The 17,016-nt window shown below is 54.2% G+C and carries 16 protein-coding genes; 13 read left to right on the forward strand and 3 right to left on the reverse strand.

What is annotated here, in order from left to right:
- Positions 1–116: 116 nt before the first annotated feature.
- The 5 genes from KTE_RS03505 (at position 117) to KTE_RS03525 (ending at position 4,322) form a co-directional block, all read left to right on the forward strand.
- Positions 117–560, forward strand: a complete 444-nt coding sequence (locus tag KTE_RS03505; RefSeq protein WP_201378579.1) for a MarR family winged helix-turn-helix transcriptional regulator — start codon at positions 117–119, stop codon at positions 558–560.
- Positions 561–647: 87 nt separating this feature from the next.
- Positions 648–1,058 carry a DUF2000 family protein gene (locus KTE_RS03510; protein ID WP_201378581.1) on the forward strand — a complete coding sequence of 137 codons (411 nt, stop codon included), beginning with the start codon at positions 648–650 and terminating at the stop codon, positions 1,056–1,058.
- Between the two features lie 171 nt (positions 1,059–1,229).
- Positions 1,230–1,883 (forward strand): histidine phosphatase family protein, encoded by a 654-nt coding sequence (locus tag KTE_RS03515; RefSeq protein WP_255552967.1) that lies wholly within the window; start codon positions 1,230–1,232, stop codon positions 1,881–1,883.
- 577 nt (positions 1,884–2,460) lie between these two features.
- On the forward strand, positions 2,461–3,315 hold the full coding sequence (locus tag KTE_RS03520; RefSeq protein WP_201378585.1) for an alpha/beta fold hydrolase: 855 nt from the start codon (positions 2,461–2,463) through the stop codon (positions 3,313–3,315).
- Between the two features lie 476 nt (positions 3,316–3,791).
- Complete coding sequence (locus tag KTE_RS03525; RefSeq protein WP_201378587.1) at positions 3,792–4,322, forward strand: cupin domain-containing protein; 531 nt, start codon at positions 3,792–3,794, stop codon at positions 4,320–4,322.
- A 69-nt stretch (positions 4,323–4,391) separates the two neighbouring features.
- Here KTE_RS03525 and KTE_RS03530 read toward each other — a convergent pair whose 3' ends face one another.
- On the reverse strand, positions 4,392–5,975 hold the full coding sequence (locus tag KTE_RS03530) for a diacylglycerol kinase family protein (protein ID WP_201378589.1): 1,584 nt from the start codon (positions 5,973–5,975) through the stop codon (positions 4,392–4,394).
- Positions 5,976–6,102: 127 nt separating this feature from the next.
- Positions 6,103–6,894 carry an AraC family transcriptional regulator gene (locus KTE_RS03535; RefSeq protein WP_201378591.1) on the reverse strand — a complete coding sequence of 264 codons (792 nt, stop codon included), beginning with the start codon at positions 6,892–6,894 and terminating at the stop codon, positions 6,103–6,105.
- A gap of 141 nt (positions 6,895–7,035) precedes the next feature.
- Here KTE_RS03535 and KTE_RS03540 point away from each other — a divergent pair, with 141 nt between their 5' ends.
- From KTE_RS03540 to KTE_RS03575, 8 genes are all read left to right on the forward strand, one after another.
- On the forward strand, positions 7,036–7,977 hold the full coding sequence (locus tag KTE_RS03540) for a proline racemase family protein (RefSeq protein WP_201378601.1): 942 nt from the start codon (positions 7,036–7,038) through the stop codon (positions 7,975–7,977).
- On the forward strand, positions 7,970–9,094 hold the full coding sequence (locus KTE_RS03545; protein ID WP_201378603.1) for an FAD-binding oxidoreductase: 1,125 nt from the start codon (positions 7,970–7,972) through the stop codon (positions 9,092–9,094). The genes KTE_RS03540 and KTE_RS03545 overlap by 8 nt, the downstream gene beginning before the upstream one ends.
- On the forward strand, positions 9,087–9,350 hold the full coding sequence (locus KTE_RS03550; RefSeq protein WP_201378605.1) for a (2Fe-2S)-binding protein: 264 nt from the start codon (positions 9,087–9,089) through the stop codon (positions 9,348–9,350). Before KTE_RS03545 ends, KTE_RS03550 begins: the two co-directional genes overlap by 8 nt.
- Positions 9,347–10,627 (forward strand): NAD(P)/FAD-dependent oxidoreductase, encoded by a 1,281-nt coding sequence (locus KTE_RS03555; protein ID WP_201378607.1) that lies wholly within the window; start codon positions 9,347–9,349, stop codon positions 10,625–10,627. Before KTE_RS03550 ends, KTE_RS03555 begins: the two co-directional genes overlap by 4 nt.
- Complete coding sequence (locus KTE_RS03560; protein ID WP_201378609.1) at positions 10,624–11,541, forward strand: dihydrodipicolinate synthase family protein; 918 nt, start codon at positions 10,624–10,626, stop codon at positions 11,539–11,541. The genes KTE_RS03555 and KTE_RS03560 overlap by 4 nt, the downstream gene beginning before the upstream one ends.
- An 84-nt stretch (positions 11,542–11,625) precedes the next feature.
- Positions 11,626–13,227 carry an aldehyde dehydrogenase (NADP(+)) gene (locus KTE_RS03565; RefSeq protein WP_201378611.1) on the forward strand — a complete coding sequence of 534 codons (1,602 nt, stop codon included), beginning with the start codon at positions 11,626–11,628 and terminating at the stop codon, positions 13,225–13,227.
- A gap of 210 nt (positions 13,228–13,437) precedes the next feature.
- Complete coding sequence (locus KTE_RS03570; RefSeq protein WP_201378613.1) at positions 13,438–14,046, forward strand: TetR/AcrR family transcriptional regulator; 609 nt, start codon at positions 13,438–13,440, stop codon at positions 14,044–14,046.
- 181 nt (positions 14,047–14,227) lie between these two features.
- Positions 14,228–14,932 carry an efflux RND transporter permease subunit gene (locus KTE_RS03575; RefSeq protein ID WP_236600274.1) on the forward strand — a complete coding sequence of 235 codons (705 nt, stop codon included), beginning with the start codon at positions 14,228–14,230 and terminating at the stop codon, positions 14,930–14,932.
- Here KTE_RS03575 and KTE_RS03580 read toward each other — a convergent pair.
- Positions 14,907–16,928 (reverse strand): hypothetical protein, encoded by a 2,022-nt coding sequence (locus tag KTE_RS03580; protein ID WP_201378614.1) that lies wholly within the window; start codon positions 16,926–16,928, stop codon positions 14,907–14,909. The two genes, KTE_RS03575 and KTE_RS03580, sit on opposite strands and share 26 nt — an antisense overlap.
- Positions 16,929–17,016 lie beyond the last annotated feature (88 nt).

Consider the following 17,016-nt stretch of genomic DNA (forward strand, 5'->3'; position numbering starts at 1 on the left):
GCAAAATTTACCTTGTATACAAGTAACTATTGTAAAAGTATTATGTCTACGTTATACTTGCATACATATAGATTAATACAAGAACGTATCCCTTCCTCTCTCGACAGGAGGTGCTCATGGATCAGATTGAGGATTGTTTAAGCTTTTATCTCGGCAAGGCATATCAACGGGTCACGCAGTCAGCCAAACAGCGTCTAGCCCCGTATGGTGTTACGCCCGTGCAATACGCATTGCTCAAGGTCCTCTGGGAACACGATCAGCAGAGTGGAGCCGAACTAGGTGAGCGCCTCTTGCTAGACAGCGCGACGATGACCGGACTCCTTGATCGCCTAGAATATGCGGGACTAATTGAGCGCAAGGCACATGCGACCGACCGTCGTGTGAATAGAGTTGCGCTCACTACTCGCGGACGCGATCTCCAGGCTCCGCTTGATCGCGAGATGGATCAAATGAATCAGGATTTTCTCGGCGAATTCTCTTCTGAAGAGAGGAAAGTTTTACGGAATCTGCTCACAACCCTCGCCAGATGGAAGCAGCCGGAGTCTCCACCTACTACTTGATAGAGTGGTTTGAGAGAAGCGAGAACACTATAAGAGCAGCACGCTCCCGGAGACTCACACAGAAATTGTAAAGTGAGGATTATTTTTATGCTCTTTGATACAAAAATTGCATTGATCATTCGAGATGATTTGGCCTCGTGGCAAAAAATGAATGTGGCTGCGTTCCTGGCAAGCGGGATTGCTGCATCCTACCCACAAAGTATTGGAGAACCATACGAAGACGCATCCGGAAATGGATATCTGCGACTCATTGGTCAACCTATATTGATTTATGGAGCGGATCATGCCGCGCTAGCACGAGCGCTTGATCGCGCCCTCACTCGAGGAGTACAGCCTGCCCTCTATACAGAAGAGATGTTTTCGACCACTCATGATGCCGCCAATCGTGATGCTGTTCGCGGTGTCGAACGAGAGAACCTGAATCTAGTGGGGCTCGCCATCAGAGCAGAGAGAAAAGTAATTGACAAGATCGTAGATAAGCTAAAGTTCCATCAATAAATTGACAAAGCTTGCTATCCTTGCTCATAGCAAGCTTTGTTAATGGGGCTATACTGGTGAAACGGGCGTCGCAACTTCGCCCTTTGAGGTGGGAGTCTGGACAAAACCAGATTCCTTCAGTACTTCCATGATATACGTCGGCGCTATCTCCTCAGTGAAATCGATGGTAAACTGGTTGACCACGGCCTCTCGCCGCTCGGTGTGAAGCAAGCCGAGCTATTGCGCGATCGGTTGATTGCGACCGACGAGATCAAAGCGGATGTGTTGATAACCAGCACCATGCAGCGTGCACGGCACACTGCCCAAGTGATCGCGCCAGCGCTCAAGCTGCCTGTAGTGCAAGATCCTGATTTTGAAGAGTGGCGCAACGAGGATGGCAGTTTGAGTGGGGAGCAGTTTCTCAGCATGTGGAAAGACGTGCCGCGCGATCAGCGTCCGTATTTTCGTTGGATACCCGATGGCGAGAACTGGGTGGAATTCAATCTGCGTGCCATGTCAGCACTCAATCGCCTGGCGCAAGAGTACGCGGGAAAGACGATTGTGCTGGTCTGCCATGGCGGGATTGTCGAGGCCAGCTTCACCTACTTCTTTGGCATGAATATCCACAATCTTCACCGCGCTAGCGTCGATACCGACTTTACCGCCATCACTCACTGGCAGTTGCTTACGCGTGAAGGTTGGCCGCCCCACTGGCTGCTCGAACGCTACAATGATAGGCATCACTTGGATAGAGTCGACCTATCGGTGTTTGCTGAGAAACCTGATGAGGCATCTGTGCTGACGGACGTCAGTGAGGTGGTCTCCTCAGTGATGGAAGGGCAGTAACAACAGCAAACGATCTGCCCATAGGCACAAAAAAGAACTCGCTGGAGCGAGTTCTTTTTTGTGCCATCTTATCGTCGCTTGTGGTGGCATACTTGCGAGCATGAAGAGAAGATTCAAAATGAAAAGCTCGACGCATGCCGGCTTTGAGCAGGATTACAACGCGCAGGTTGCGGTAGATCAAAGGAGAACTGGCGGAAGCCGAGTACCTCTTTGATAATCCCAATCACTGGTTCGACAATACATTTGCGTGCCCCGTAGATCGCTTTGCCTAGCAGCTTGTCGGAGAGAAGCAGATATCCGCCCGCCTGTCATGGTAGGCCCATTCGCCCTTCAGAATATCCCATCCGTAGACAACCCCTTTCTCTGGTGTGATTTCCTGTATCTCGTAGATCGTCTGAGGGTTCGTAATGTGGCACGACAAGCTCGCTACGCGCCCGAGCTATTGGGTTCCTCCTCGACTTTGCACTGTTCGGTGTTTGAGAATGGAAAAGCTCTGGGACCCCAATACAGGGCCGTTCCTAACCGCTTTCGATGCTATCATAACGAGAGAGGTACCTAAAAAGAGAGGAGCAGCACTATGTCACACACAGAACGCGTACAGACTGGTTTTGCAGAGGTAAACGGTACAACACTGTATTATGAGGTTGCAGGTGCAGGGCATCCATTTGTTCTTATCCATGGACATCTTCTGGATAGAAGATCGTGGGACGAGCAGTTCGCCGTCTTCGCCCAACGATACCGGGTTATCCGCTATGATCAGCGAGGCTTTGGCGATTCAGGGCTGATCACGAAAGGGGAGCCTTATTCTGATCGCCAGGATCTCTACACATTGATGACATTCTTGGGCATCGAGAGCGCCTACCTGATGGGAGTCTCTGGAGGAGGCGCGCTGGCTCTCGATTTTACGCTTGAGCATCCTGAGATGGTCGATGCGCTAATCCCGGTCACCGCAGGCGTCAGCGGATTTCGCCCCTCAGAAGAAGTGATGAAACAGCATCCAGATGTGGTGCGTCTGTATACGAGCCTGAATGAAGCCTTTGAGAAGCACGACATTGCGCGAGCAGTTGAGATCTCGCTCGAATTATGGACGGATGGGCCGGGTCGGCTCCCGGAGCAGGCGGCTCCCGAGGTTCGCGAGCGGGTACGCAAGATGACGACGCGCAACTGGGAGCGCCCAGACGATGAAGCGCAGGCTGAGACGCAGCCAGTACCATTAGAGCCGCCTGCCGTTGGACGTCTGGCGAAGATTGGAGTGCCTGCGCTCGTCATTTTAGGAGAGTGGGACGGGCCAAATCCGCTGGAGCACCTGGCAGCAGAGATCCCGGGAGCGAAAAAGGTGGTCATGGCAGAGACAGCGCATCATCCTTTTCTGGAGAAGCCAGCCGAGTTCAACCAGATCGTGTTGGATTTTCTTGGATCGTTAACATCGTAGCAGACAAGAAAGGCTCTGCGATGGTATACGGGAGAACATGAGTAGAACGTTCAAAACGGTGGGCTATGCCCAGACGCTCGATCTAACGGTGCGGTTGGGCGACTGCCTGTCGGCGTCCTACAAGCTATGCCAGAAATTTTCCACTATTATACCTTCTTCTGCCGAGGTATAGAAAAGCCCCTCAGCCGACGGCTGCATTGGTCAGCGTGTTCGACATTGAAGCCACCACACCAATAGACAGTAGTACAATAGAAATGCTGGATGCTAATTCAAGGCCATATAGAATAGCCTGGTCGATTTTTTTATGCTGGGGAAAGGCATAGCCTTGCACCTCCTAACAAAATGAAATTGTAAAAAGGGCAAAGTTGGGACGTAATTTTGGTCAGAGAAGCGCCAGTATAGCTGGCATCTCTCTGTTGCATTCAAGAAGCTAATGTCTCCCTGTTCCCCGTTCTTCAAGCAGAAAGGGTGACTGCATGCCAGATAACAAAATAGGTTATGAGGCAAGGAAGCGCAACAAGGGCCAACAGACACATACCCAGGTCCAGACACTCCCTGCTCTCCAGCCGCTTATCAGGCAGCCGGGAGAGGGGATCAGCATCGCGGGCTCTCCCGAGGACCCGACTGCAATTACCCTGACCGGGAAGGAGACAGGGGGAGCCTTCTTCCTGATCGATGCCTACTCTTCGGTTCCCAATGTCGGGCCACCGCTACATGTCCATACGCGTGAGGATGAGACGTGGTATATCCTCGAAGGCGACTACGAGTTTCGCATTGGCGATAATCTCGTCTCCGCCAGTCCAGGGATGACCATCTTCGGGCCACGCAACATCCCCCACACCTTTCACACCACAGGATCTGGGCATTGGCATGTCCTGATCATGGTCACTCCAGCCGGGCTGGAAGACTTTTTTATCACCATGGGGCAACGCATTCGTCAGAATGAACTGACGCCAGAGGGCCTGAAGAAGCTCGCCCGCCAATATGGCATCAGTTTTTTGGATTAACAGGAGGTGTGAGATGGCCCCTGGTTGCCGCAGGCAACCAGGGGCCATCTCACACCTCCTACCTTACCCTTAAAGGACCACGCGCGTAGCCTTGATCACGCCAAGCTTGCTGCGTTTGCCCTCAACTATCATCGTGCCACCCTCCTGAATATCCGCGACGGCAGAGCTGAGGATATGCTGGCCGTTCTGGTCGAAGACCTCGGTATTGTTACCAATAATGACCGCGGTAGGCTTCTGCTCGCTGGTCAAGGTGTTTAGCGTTGTACCCGCCACGATATAGGTACCGGGTTTCTCCGGGTGTTGCGCCTTCCCTATCACAGTCACCTTGCGCCCATTCTCGAAGAGCGAAGTAACAAGACTCGGCAGTTCAGCACGAATCTCTTCCTGGCGCTTCTCTTTCTCCACATCTACAGAATGCTCTGGCTGCGAAATGGCTCGCTCGGTTGCCTCTTGCAGTTCAGTCTGTGCGGGATCATCTTTCTTCTTATCACCAATGTTACTGGCCTTATGTTCCTCTTCTTGCTCCAGATCCAGCTTCTTGTGTCGCCGGGGATGCTGGAACAATTCCTCATTGTAGGTACAGGGGAAGGCCATAGGAAGCGCCTTGTGGAGCGCGTCAAAACGATAGGAGACCATCACCTGGCTGGAGTCTTCCACTTGGCCAATGAGCTCGTAATCTTCCTTGCTTACGTAGTCTTTGAGCTTGACCGCGCTTCCATCCAGTTCCATAGGCACGGAGGCTGGAACCTTGATCTCCAGGTGTGAGCCATGGAAGTATTGACTCGTTGTGTTATGGGGCTTATGGCGCAGTAACAGCGAACCTACCTGCTGCATGGTTGAGACAGGATCGCCACCCACGATGATACAGACATCAAGCACACCATCGTCAATATAAGCTTCAGGTGTGGTCTCCAGCACCATGGCATAGCGGCGGGTGTTACCGATAATGACCTGGAGCGCCTCGCCCTGCCAGATCATATCGCTCTCCCCACTCTCACCAACGCCACGAATCTCAATGGGAAAGGTCTGATGGTCAGGCAACTTCTGCGCGACTGTCAGACCAACGGCAAGCGGACCGAGTCGATACTTCAGCGGCTTGGGGGCGTGACGCATGACCTCGGCATCAAAACCCAAACCCGCCATGAGCAAGAAATGGTTGCGCACACGTGAACCAACCTGCTTGCGCGCGCGCTTCTTCGCTTTCTTCCCGTTCTGTGGCGTTCGTTGAGACTCTATATTCTCCGGGAAAGAGACTGAAGAAACTTCCACACGGCCCACATCGACACGGCGAACCTCGCTATTCACCAATGCCAGGGCAGCCTTGACAGGTTCAGTTGGCACACCAATATCACCAGCCCACAGGTTTGCTGTACCGCCTGGAATGACGCCCACCACGCTCTTGCCAGGCTTCTTCGCGCGCATGATACCATTTACCACCTGGTTGACTGTTCCATCACCACCGTAGCCAATTACGAGATCGTGGCCATCCTCACTGGCCTCACGCGCCATCTCAATCGACTGGCCGCCGTACTGCTTCAGGGCCACCTCGGTCTCCCAGCCAGCCGCAGAGAGCACTGAGACGACATCAGGAATCTTGGTAACATTCTGCCCTGCCCGGGGATTGATCGCCAATAATGCTTTTTCGCTTTGCATAATACCAATCCTCTTTTTTACAAGTATGTGATGTTTTTTAAACCGTTCTTCAACATATTTTCCACTTTGTATTCACTCTATTCTATTTACGTGAGCAGACCGAGACTGGATGCAGCCATGCGATACTTCACGTCCTATGGCTGCGAAAAAGCTCCCTATATTTCGCGGGGGCGATACCAACGACCTGCCTGAACTGCCTTGAAAATGCGCTGTGATCGGTATAACCACAGGCGTGGGCAATGGTCGTGATGGAGGCATCGCCTTCCAGCAGGCGTGTTGCCGCTTCGAGACGCGTTTTAATAATAAATTGCTTGGGGGTTAGTTCAAAAATACGCTGCATGTGTCGCTCAAGTTGCGATACAGAGAGGTGTGAGATCGCAGCCAGGTCCTCGAGCCTGAGCGGCTGAGCATAGAAGCGCTGGATATGAGCTACGACATCGGAGAGGCGTTGATAGACAGGGTGAGATTCATCGGGCATATGCAGGTCGCGCGAAATACCGGCCAGCCCAGCGACCTGAGAGTTCTGGTCGAGCAAGGGAATCTTATGTGTCAGACACCAGCCACGGGCACCATCGTTATACAGGTGAAGCTCAAGGCGATTCGAGATCGCTCGTCCCTGCCTGATTATTTCGAGGTCCTGAGCCAGGTAGATCGCCCCCAGTTCGGCGGGGAAGACCTCCAGGGATGAACAGCCTAAAAGCTCACTCTTCTGCTTATACCCACAGCGCCGCCTCAATGTATCATTGACCACCAGGTATCTACCATGCAGGTCTTTGATAAAGAAAACGACATCGGACAATTGATCAAAAAGCACCTCGACGAAAAAGGGGTCAATGAGTGCGTGCGCGAGCTGCTGGCGAGCAGACATTAACCACTCCGCCGACTGCCTTGAGCGCGCCTCTGTTTGGAACGAAGACATTCTCGCACCTCACTTATGCCAAAATCCGCATATATCTTCCCTTAATTGTACAAGAAACTATGCCTTCCTAGCACATAAGATAAAGGCATACAAGAATTTTAAGCTCCGACTTGTATGAGACAAAGAGAAGGTGGTAAAGACATGCGCTATGTCGATGTGATTGACTCACACACTGCGGGTGAGCCAACACGCGTCGTGCTTGAGGGTGGACCGGACCTGGGAATGGGGACGAGCCTCTCTGAGAGATTACGTATCTTTCGCGAGCAGTTTGACTGGTTCCGCAGCGCCGTTATCAATGAGCCACGCGGCTCAGATGTTTTGGTGGGAGCACTCCTCTGTCAGCCAGTCGATCCGCGCTGTAGCGCTGGCGTCATTTATTTCAATAACGTTTCTTACCTGGGCATGTGCGGACATGGAACCATTGGCCTGGTCGCAACCCTGGCGCACCTGGGACGTATTCAGCCCGGGCGGCACTTGATCGAAACCCCGGTTGGAATCGTCACAACTGAGTTGCATGAGAATGGACGCGTTACCGTTCACAACGTGCCCAGCTATCGCTATGCCAGCCAGGTCACCATTGACTTAGCGGGCTATGGCCCTCTTAAGGGTGATATCGCCTGGGGTGGCAACTGGTTCTTCCTGGTAGAGGAGCATGGGCAAGAACTCAGTTTTGAGCGTGTCGAGCAACTCACCGCCTTCTGCTGGCGCATTCGCGAGGCTCTGGAAGAGGCTGGGATCACCGGAGCACAGGGCGCACTCATCGATCATATTGAACTCTTTGGTCCGGGTTCCCCCGGCACACAAAGCAAAAACTTCGTGCTCTGCCCGGGCAAAGCCTATGACCGCTCCCCCTGTGGGACTGGGACCAGCGCCAAAGTGGCTTGCCTGGCAGCCGATGGCAAACTGGCTCCTGGAGAGTCCTGGATACATGAGAGCATTATCGGCAGCCGTTTTATAGCCAGCTACCAGGTAGAGAATGGGCGGATCTCCCCCCAGATTACCGGGGAAGCCTTCATCACCCTGCAAGGGAGACTGATCCTTGACGAGCACGATCCTTTTTGGAAGGGGATTCGCTATGGGTAAGACCTTTGATGTGCTCATCGTAGGCGCGGGAATCGTGGGTACGGCATGCGCTCTGGAGCTTGCTAAAGCGGGTTGCAGCGTAGGCATCCTCGAAGGCGATACGGTGGGTAGCGGCGCGACGGCGGCAGGCATGGGCCATATCGTTGTCATGGATGACAGTCCCGCCCAGCTTACGCTCACGCGCCATTCGCAATTGCTCTGGGACGAGCTGGTCCAGGAGGCGCCCGACCAGCACGAGTACACACGCTGTGGCACAATCTGGGTAGCCTCCAATGCTGAGGAGATGCAGGAGGTAGAGCGCAAGCACAGCCTATATGCGGCACATACGATTCCCAGCTCTATTCTCGACGCGACACAGCTCTATGAACTGGAGCCACGTCTACGCCCGGGTCTGGCGGGAGGGCTCCTGGTCCCCGGCGATAGCGTCGTCTATCCCCCGCGTAGCGCGAACTGGCTGCTCCAGCAAGCACAGAAACATGGCGCCAGGCTACTCTATGGGCAGGTAACCCATGTCCTGAATGATGGCGTCCGTCTGGAGGATGGTCAGGTGATCAGTGGCTCAAAGGTCGTTCTCGCTAATGGCGTCCGAGCGGCCGCACTCGTACCAGGACTCCCCATCGAGCCGAAGAAAGGCCATCTCCTGATCACAGACCGCTATCCAGGTTTTCTACGCCACCAACTGGTAGAGCTAGGCTACGTCAAAAACGCCCATGCAGCCAGCGGCGACACTGTCTCTTTCAACGTCCAGCCACGCGCAACTGGGCAGATCCTCATCGGCTCCTCGCGCCAGCCAGGCGTCGCCTCCCGCGAGATAGAGCAGTCCATCCTGGCAAAGGTGCTCGCCGGAGCGCTTGAGTACCTGCCAGACTTAGGGAACTGCGCCTGCATTCGCGCCTGGACCGGGCTGCGTGCAGCCACACCCGATGGGCTCCCTCTCATTGGCCCCTATCCAGAGCGCGAAAATATCTGGCTGGCGACCGGGCATGAGGGGCTGGGCATCACCACCTCTCTAAGCACGGCACACCTGCTCGCGTCTCAGATGCTTGGTCGACCCTCAGCTATTCCCTGGGGACCTTATCTCCCAACCCGCAAGCTGGAGGAGGCGACACATGACTGATACACAACTCATGCATCATCACGTCCAGCTTACAATCAATGGACAGGCCATTCGCGTTCCCGTGGGTAGTACGGTGGCTGCGGCCATCGCCCGGCTCCCCGTGGAGGCCTATCGCCATTCGGTACAGGGAGAAGCTCGCGCTCCTCTTTGTGGCATGGGCATCTGCTACGAGTGCCGGGTCACAATCAACCAGCGAGAGCACACCCTGAGTTGTCAGACACTTTGCGAGGAAGGAATGGTGGTGACGACAACATGAAACACACCTCTTTTGATGTCCTGGTCATTGGCGCGGGTCCAGCAGGACTGGCCGCAGCCAGTAGCGCCTCCCGAGGTGGGGCTAGCGTAGCCCTCGTGGACGATAATCCCGCCCCCGGTGGGCAAATCTGGCGCGCAGACCATACAAAGCAGCCAGGGATCCAGGCTCACTCCTGGCTCTTAAAGAGCAAAAATGAGCGCATCACTCACTATATGCGCTCCCGTGTCATCGGGTCCTTTGAGCCTGGAAAACTGCTTGTAGAAACTCCTGATGGCTCGCTGGAGCTGTGCTATAAGCAGCTTATTCTGGCGACGGGGGCGCGCGAGCGCTTTCTCCCTTTCCCTGGTTGGACGCTGCCTGGTATCATGGGAGTTGGTGGTCTCCAGGCCCTAGTCAAGGGAGGTCTTCCAATCGCAGGAAAAAGAGTTGTCATCGCTGGTAGTGGGCCGCTCCTCCTGGCGGTGGCGGTCTACCTCAAGCACCAGGGTGCCCGAGTGAGCCTGATCGCAGAGCAGGCCTCACGGAGCAACCTGGCGCGCTTCGCGCTCCACCTGCCACGCCACACCTCGTACCTCTGGCAAGCTGCTGGCTTTGCTCGCGAGCTGGCAGGAGTGTCATTAAAAACCAGTTGTTGGGTTACGCGAGCCCTGGGCGACCAGCGACTTGAGGCGGTCATTCTCCAGTATGGCAAGCGAAGCCTGGCCCTGGATTGTGACTACCTGGCCTGTGGCTTTGGGCTCGCGCCCAACGTGGAGCTGGCAGCCGCGCTTAACTGTGAGCGTCAGGAAGGGTTAGTCCACGTCAATGAGTGGCAGGAAACGAACCAGCCTGGCATCTACTGCGCGGGCGAGGTTACTGGTATCGGTGGACTGGAGCTCTCTCTGCTTGAGGGGCAGATTGCGGGCCTGGCTGCGACTGAACACTTCGAGGAAGCGCGCCAGCTCTTCACTCGACGCGTACGCGCACGCGCTTTCGCCACCCTGCAAACCAAATATTTCGCGCTCCGGCCGGAGCTGCGCACCCTGGCCGATGCCAGAACCATTGTCTGCCGCTGTGAAGACGTTACTTATGGCGAGCTTGAACAACATACAAGCTGGCGTGGTGCCAAGCTACAGACACGCTGTGGGATGGGTCCCTGCCAGGGACGCGTCTGTGGCGCCGCGACCGATTTTCTCTTTGGCTGGACCCAGGATTCCATCCGTCCCCCTCTCGCTTCCACACGCATAGCAAGTCTCGCATCCATGCAAGACACACACTCAAAGGAGATTTCTCGATGAAAGTCAACTGGCAAGGCGTTATTCCGGCTATTACCACAAAATTCAATAGAGATGATACAATTGACTATACGTTCTTTGCCAACCATTGTCGTTGGCTGGTCGATGCGGGATGTATAGGGCTTGTACCACTCGGCTCGCTTGGGGAAGGGGCAACTCTAAGCTTTGAAGAGAAGATTGCCCTGCTCAAAACGGCCCTTGAGGCAGTCGGAGACCGTGTCCCGGTTATTCCTGGTATCGCGTCGCTCTCGACTACGGAGGCGGTGCGGCTGGCACAAGCCGCGGAACGCATAGGTTGCAGTGGTCTCATGGTCCTCCCACCCTATGTCTACTCGACAGACTGGCGCGAGATGAAGGCACACGTCGACGCGGTTTTACGCGCGACCTCGCTGCCAGCTATGCTCTATAACAATCCACTGGCCTATAAGACCGACTTTCTGCCCGAACAGATTGCGGAACTGGCGCGTGAACATAGCCACCTGCAGGCTGTCAAAGAATCCAGCGCCGATGTGCGACGCATCGCGGCCATTCGCGCCCTGATTGGCGAGCGTCTAGAGCTGCTTGTGGGCGTTGATGATTGCCTTGTCGAGGCAGTGCAAGCAGGCGCCATGGGCTGGATCGCTGGCCTGGTCAATGCCTTCCCCCACGAATCGGTCGCGCTCTTCCAGCTTGCACAGCAGGCCCGCCTGGGACAGGGAGACCACGCGCAGCTCGAAGCGCTCTATAACTGGTTCCTGCCGCTGCTACGCCTGGACACGGTTCCCAAGTTTGTCCAGCTTATTAAACTGGCCCAGGAGATGGTCGGCATGGGCAGCGCCCAGGTGCGAGGACCACGCCTCGAACTGGAAGGAGAGGAGCTTGCCAGCGCCAGGCAGATCATCGAGGAGGCTCTGAAGCACAGGCCAGTCCTAAATTAAGCAATGCCAAAAAAGCGAGTGAGCGATGTAGAACTGGCTTCGCTCACTCGCATAGATTACGAGAAGCCACAAGGAGGCGAGACGATGAGTAGCACCCAACCAGTCTTTATCGCAGGGCAATGGCGCGAGGCGCGCAACCCGGTAGGAAACTTTCAGGCAGTTGATCCAAGCACGGGGCAGGCCCTGGAAGGCAGCTACCCCATCTCTGGCAAAGAGGATGTCTATGAGGCAATCATGGCCGCGCACCAGGCGGCAGAGGTGCTCTCATCGACCTCGCCTGAGCAGATCGCAGCCTTTCTCGAACAGTTCGCGGAGCTGATTGAAGTCAACCGCGTGGCCCTGGTCGAGAGCGCTCATCGTGAGACCGGTCTACCGAAAGAGCCACGCCTGAACTCAAACGAGCTACCCCGCACCTCTAACCAGCTCCGCCTGGGGGCGCAGGCCGCTCGCGAAGGGTCCTGGACCAATCCCGTCATCGATACCAAACGTAACATTCGTTCATATCATGCCCCCCTAGGAGCGCCAGTCGTCGTCTTTGGCCCCAATAACTTCCCCTTCGCCTTCAATGCCGTGGCCGGAGGCGACTTTACCGCAGCGCTCGTGGCGCGTAATCCCGTCATCGCCAAGGCCAATCCTGGCCATCCAGGAACGACACGTCTGCTAGCGGAACTGGCCTCGCAGGCGCTACAAAGCGTTGGCCTGCCAGCAGGCACATTTCAATTGCTCTATCATTTCCCCAACGAGCTCGCATTGGAGCTTGTCTCCCATCCCCTGATTGGTGCCACGGGCTTCACGGGGTCACGCCCCGCGGGACTGGCTTTGAAAGCGGCTGCGGACCGCGCAGGCAAGCCCATTTATCTCGAACTCTCAAGCGTCAATCCAATCTTTATCCTTCCGGGAGCGCTTGAAGAGCGCCTGGAGACTCTGGCAAACGAATTCGCCACCTCATGCCTGATGGGTACGGGCCAGTTCTGTACCAATCCCGGACTCGTGGTCCTCCCTGATGGACCCCAGAGCGAGACGTTTGTCCAGCGCGTGGCCGCACTCTTTCAGGAGAAAGCTCCAGGCGTCCTGCTCAACGAGCGCACCTCTAGTGGGCTACAGGAAAGTCTCAAGGCACTTACCGCGCATGGTGCCGAACTACTCACAGGTGGAGCGCCTGTAGAGGGGCAGGGCTTCCGCTTCAACAATACCCTGCTTCGCGTCTCCGGAGAACAGTTCCTGCGCGAGAGCGAGGCCTTGCAAACCGAAGCCTTTGGCCCCGTCAGCCTCTTTGTTGTCGTCGAGAATGAGCAGCAAATGGTGGAGATTGCGCGTCACCTGGAGGGCAACCTGACCGGCGCCATCTACAGTCACACCGGAAGCGTCGACGAGACCCTGTACCAGAGCCTGGAACCGGTCCTGCGTCAGCGCGTGGGACGCCTGCTCAATGACAAAATGCCTACGGGCGTCGAGGTCAGCCCGGCTATGCAGCATGGCGGACCCTTCCCCTCCACGGGGCACGCGGGCTTTACCTCCGTCGGCATCCCAGCCTCTATCAGTCGCTTCACAGTCTTGCAAAGCTATGACAATGTCCGCCCCTCGCGCCTGCCGCGTGAACTCCAGGATGAGAATCCCACCCATGCCTGGCGTGTCATCGACGGCGCATGGACACGCGACGCAATAGCAGCGCCGCAGCACGCCTAGCATCGCGCCTGCTCATAAGCCAGAATAAGAGGAAGGTGATGTGATACGCCCTGGCGGCCTGCGGCTGCCAGGGCGTATCACATCACCTTCCTCTTATCCCTTACTCCTATGGGCTTGACGATTACCTGGACAGAATGTATATTCTGTTTATCGAACGATAATTCTGTAAGGTGATAGCAACAAGACGAGAAGGAGAGCACAGGAGAGCCTATGAGCAGGATCGACATCCGCTCCATCCGGCGCAGGCAAATCATTCAAGCCGCTGAAGAACTCGCAGCGCAGCGAGGATGGGCCGAGACAACTATCGCCGATATATGCAAAAAGGCTGATATATCGGTTGGCGGCCTGACACATCACTTCAAAGATAAAGACGAGATCTTATTTGCCGTTCTGGAAGATGTCATTCAGCGTCTGCATGCGCGCTTTCAAGAAACACAGACGGAAGAGGGAACACCGCGCTCTCTGAATCGTTTCTTTCAAGCTCTTTGCCAATCAGTTGATGCTGACCGCTCACTCTACCTGCTGTTACTCCATTTTGCCTCTTCTTCCATCCATCGACCCGACATTGGCGAGCGTCTACGAGATTTTTTTGCCTCTTTACGCCAGCGCGACAGAGATCGTTGCCAGGAAGAGGCCCATCAGGAAGAGGTGCAACTCCAAGGTTCCCAGGCAACGGCGGATCTGCTGCATTGTCTGGGCCTGGGCCTCATCTTTGGCTATGTCTTCCTTGAGGTGAAGACACCGCCTGAGCAGATGGAGGCAGAGGTTCGCAAAGTCCTGCAAACCTACGTGCCGGACCATCCTCACGCGCAGGAATAGCCCTGAGATGCCTGACAGAAGCTAGCGTTTCTACGCGCATACCAATCCAGAGCATGCTCTGAACAGGCCATTATGTGTAAACATCTTGCCGTTACCAGAGCCTGCGAACTTTTTTCATCTCTACAGCCATCACTGTTTCAATAATGTGCCTCGCGGCCATTATGAAAGGAGATCACGAGGTATGTCATACCTCTCGAGGCTCAGCCTCGCTAATAGAAGTGCGGTCGCGCTGTTGACCATCGCGATCCTCCTGGTGGGGGGTTACATTATTCCATCCCTTAAACAGGAACTCTTCCCTTCCATTACTTTCCCGGCACTCACGGTTATCGCGCCCTATCCAGGGGCATCGCCCTCCGTCGTCGAGCATGATGTCACCAATCTCCTGGAACAAAATATTCAGGGCATCAAGGGTGTAAAAACAGTCACATCCTACTCTAATCAGGGAACTGCGATCCTTGTCGTTTCCTTCGACTATGGCACGGACATCGACAGCGCTACCCAGACCGTCACACAGCGCATTAACAAAGTGCAGTCCAGCCTCCCGAGCAATGTGACGCCGCAGGTGCAGAGCTTTAGCTTCACAGACCTCCCTATCATCCAGCTTGCAGTCAGTGCGGATGAGGATCAGCAGGTGCTGGCTGACGCGCTTAAGCATGATGTGGTACCAGATTTGCAGCGCATCGATGGCGTTGGTACCGTCAATGTCACTGGCGTACGCACACAGATCGTAACGATCACAGTTGATCTCCAGAAGTTGAAAGATCATGGTGTGAGCTTTAGCCAGTTGCAGGGCGCCCTGCAGGCCAATAACATCACGCTCCCCGCTGGCTCGACAACCAGTGATGGCAAAACCATTCCCATCACGACTGGACATGTTTTTCTGTGACTTCTGCGTACCCGTTTAGCTCTTTCACCCCATACTGGTCTAGTATTGCTATCTCCTCTTGTGAAAACTTCCATATTCTCTTGTCGATCACATCCCCTAATCGCGGTCTGCTGGCTACCCCCAAAGCAAAGGCCCTATTCTTGATAGCACCCCATATGCGAGTAGGGAGGCGCTTCGTAAGGTCGTCTGGAGAGTAGACAGTAGTGTATAGCTGTCTGATAAGATCGTCTTCTTCCGTGGTAAACTTGACAGCCCCTCTATTTTTCCTCTCCATTATGTACACATCTTGCCCCCACACTTGCCAGTGGATAGAAAGCAAGTAAAACCGTGGCGACAGGACTTCTAGGTAAATATCACAAGTGGCCTTTATGAATATCTTGTGCTCATCATCCTTGAGTGCGCCTAGTTGGGGGCCTAGCCTCTCCAATAAGGTGAAGTAGTCGTAGCGCCTGCCTTTCCCTTTACCATTCTTCCCTTTGCCATTCGTCTCTTCAGGCTCTTCTAGTAGCCGCTTCTTCTCAGCAGCCAACTCTGCATAGTCAGCGTCTAGCGACTCGATCAAGTCAAGAGTCTTGACTCGTTTAATGCGCCCCTTAAGGTCTGTCATTTGAGCGTCAAGAGCTGCCAGGGTAACAGCGCGTGCTGTAACCTTCTCCTGTTTTTTCTTTGCAAGTTCTTCTTCGTGTTTCTTAAACTCTTGTAGCCTTCCATCCTGAGCTAACTTTTGCTTAAGCAGCTTCAACACTACCCCATCAATCTCAGCACAGCGAATGGACATAAAGGCTTTTTTCTCTCCATACCCCTTGCTATCTACAAGGTCGTAATGCTTTATTCCCTTACGCACAGTACAATACACCTTCACTGTACTATCCCGGTGGTATATGTGCCCCTCCAGTATGCCCCCTTTCGCCTCTATCTTGCCCTCTCGCTGTGCCTGCACCCGTACACGCTCAGGGTTGGGAGTGCCGTCTAGTTTAGTGGCTGAGAGTCTATTGAAGGCATACCAGAATACACGCGACTCCACTATAGCCGGGTGGTTGTCTTTTAACCAGCGACCATTGACGCTATCGTACCACCAGCCTATGTACATAGGGTTGGTCAGAATGGAGATTAGACCAGTATAGGAGAGTCTACCTCCCTTCTCTGTGAAGGTTGAAGAATAGAAGTCAGGTGTGCCTTCAGGAAGCGGGGTAAATACGTAACGATCTTTCACCAGTTCGTTGTATACGGCGCGTGGGCTTCCACTCTCGTAGTAGGCTTCAAATAGCTCTTTAATCTTGCTGGCATGAGGCTCTAGGGGTACAGGCTTGCGATAATACTTATTAGGCTTGCCTTCACTATCCAACTTACCCTCTTCCCTCACGAGGCCAAGAGGCAAGCTACCGAGGCCACTATATTGCCCCATAGTGGTCATGTACTCCCTAGCACCTAGCATACGCCCTAAGATCTTTGTAGTCAGCTCATCAGCCGCCCACTCACATTTATCACGAAACTGCTTTTTATCCCACTGGTTAGCAAAGTTGTAAATCTTGCCTGATTGAAAGATCTTCGTTTGTACTTTGTATTTCTGTGCTATCTGGATGTAGTTGTTATACTCAATAGCGCTATCATCCCTGAACATACGATCTTCAGCAAAGGCAAGCACCAGGGCGACACGCTGACCATTTACCCCGTTGGCTATGGCTTCATACAGTGAGGCTAAGCCTTTACGCTTGTCGGCCCCCCACGTCCCACTAATAGACTTGATAGAACCGTCTTCCTGTAGGTTCTCATCAATAAATACTACTTGCTCATCAGGGGTAACACATAGCCCTCTAGCGTGCTCTAGCATATGCTTTGTTTGTATTTCTGTGCTGATGTTACCGTAGTATTCCTCTTTGCTTTGTCTTGCATAGGTAATAATAATCCCCTGTTGGAGGGGGAAATTTAAATGCTCGTCTACATACGCATTAGGGTTAAGCGCTGTCTTTGCTTTCTTCGCGTAGCTTCGTGGCATTGCTCATCTCCTCTAGTTCTTTGGCTTCGTCTTCAGCCTCTAATCTCAAACACACTTGGCATAGGATAACCATTATCCTGTTTAATTT

It is taken from the genome of Ktedonobacter sp. SOSP1-85, from assembly GCF_016587415.1.
In the GTDB taxonomy this organism is placed as follows: Bacteria; Chloroflexota; Ktedonobacteria; order Ktedonobacterales; family Ktedonobacteraceae; genus Ktedonobacter.

Bases quoted from the DNA above. Each gene is read 5' to 3' on its own strand.
- KTE_RS03505 (WP_201378579.1), top strand. From the start codon at position 117: ATGGATCAGATTGAGGATTGTTTAAGCTTTTATCTCGGCAAGGCATAT.
- KTE_RS03510 (WP_201378581.1), top strand. From the start codon at position 648: ATGCTCTTTGATACAAAAATTGCATTGATCATTCGAGATGATTTGGCC.
- KTE_RS03520 (WP_201378585.1), top strand. From the start codon at position 2,461: ATGTCACACACAGAACGCGTACAGACTGGTTTTGCAGAGGTAAACGGT.
- KTE_RS03525 (WP_201378587.1), top strand. From the start codon at position 3,792: ATGCCAGATAACAAAATAGGTTATGAGGCAAGGAAGCGCAACAAGGGC.
- KTE_RS03530 (WP_201378589.1), bottom strand. From the start codon at position 5,975: ATGCAAAGCGAAAAAGCATTATTGGCGATCAATCCCCGGGCAGGGCAG.
- KTE_RS03535 (WP_201378591.1), bottom strand. From the start codon at position 6,894: ATGTCTTCGTTCCAAACAGAGGCGCGCTCAAGGCAGTCGGCGGAGTGG.
- KTE_RS03540 (WP_201378601.1), top strand. From the start codon at position 7,036: ATGCGCTATGTCGATGTGATTGACTCACACACTGCGGGTGAGCCAACA.
- KTE_RS03545 (WP_201378603.1), top strand. From the start codon at position 7,970: ATGGGTAAGACCTTTGATGTGCTCATCGTAGGCGCGGGAATCGTGGGT.
- KTE_RS03550 (WP_201378605.1), top strand. From the start codon at position 9,087: ATGACTGATACACAACTCATGCATCATCACGTCCAGCTTACAATCAAT.
- KTE_RS03555 (WP_201378607.1), top strand. From the start codon at position 9,347: ATGAAACACACCTCTTTTGATGTCCTGGTCATTGGCGCGGGTCCAGCA.
- KTE_RS03560 (WP_201378609.1), top strand. From the start codon at position 10,624: ATGAAAGTCAACTGGCAAGGCGTTATTCCGGCTATTACCACAAAATTC.
- KTE_RS03565 (WP_201378611.1), top strand. From the start codon at position 11,626: ATGAGTAGCACCCAACCAGTCTTTATCGCAGGGCAATGGCGCGAGGCG.
- KTE_RS03570 (WP_201378613.1), top strand. From the start codon at position 13,438: ATGAGCAGGATCGACATCCGCTCCATCCGGCGCAGGCAAATCATTCAA.
- KTE_RS03575 (WP_236600274.1), top strand. From the start codon at position 14,228: ATGTCATACCTCTCGAGGCTCAGCCTCGCTAATAGAAGTGCGGTCGCG.
- KTE_RS03580 (WP_201378614.1), bottom strand. From the start codon at position 16,928: ATGCCACGAAGCTACGCGAAGAAAGCAAAGACAGCGCTTAACCCTAAT.